Origin of the sequence: Blastopirellula marina (assembly GCF_002967715.1) — a bacterium.
Taxonomy (GTDB): Bacteria; Planctomycetota; Planctomycetia; order Pirellulales; family Pirellulaceae; genus Bremerella; species Bremerella marina_B.
Genome location: NZ_PUIA01000054.1, coordinates 1 through 508, shown reverse-complemented (window position 1 = coordinate 508; position 508 = coordinate 1). Strand labels below are relative to the sequence as shown.

Annotated in this window: 1 protein-coding gene and 1 pseudogene; both read right to left on the bottom strand. The window is 57.9% G+C overall.

Annotated elements, in window-relative coordinates; translation table 11 throughout:
* Positions 1-189, bottom strand: a 189-nt coding sequence (locus C5Y96_RS17140) for an ATP phosphoribosyltransferase regulatory subunit (RefSeq protein ID WP_199188726.1), incomplete at its 3' end; no start/stop codon positions are given.
* A 93-nt stretch (positions 190-282) separates the two neighbouring features.
* Positions 283-508 (bottom strand): annotated as a pseudogene (locus C5Y96_RS17135) (YkgJ family cysteine cluster protein); the annotation flags it as partial.

Here is a 508-nt window from a genome sequence, read left to right as displayed (position 1 = left end):
CATCTGCCGATCGGTCTCGTCGCTTCCCTTGCCGGTCAGCACCTCGGCGTATTCAAGGGCCGGCGTATCAATCGGCGCGAAGCCATACGAGCGATAAACCCGCTTGGCGGCGTCGATCAGACGTTCGCGCGGCATCATCGCTTCAGGCAGATAGTCGCGAAATCCCTTCAGCGTACGGGGCTGAATCAGCTTTGATTTTTCAGACATCGGTTTTCTAGGAACGAAAAGACGGGCGGTGGATCCGCCCGTGCTGCGTGGATGGAATTGAACCGCAGTGGTGCATTAATTAAGCACCGGCAACAGCGGCGGTTTACGGCTACGAATGCTTTGCCCGGCGCCGCGAGGAGCAACCGCTTCGGCGTACTCCCAGATTTGCTCGGGAGTCTCAAAGTACATGTCGTAGACCCAATCGTCTTCATACTCGCACGCGTCGGTCGTATAGTCGCGACAGATCTGCGGCCGGGTCTCGTAGATCCCGCACAAATGATCGTCGCGGAGATGCTTGCAG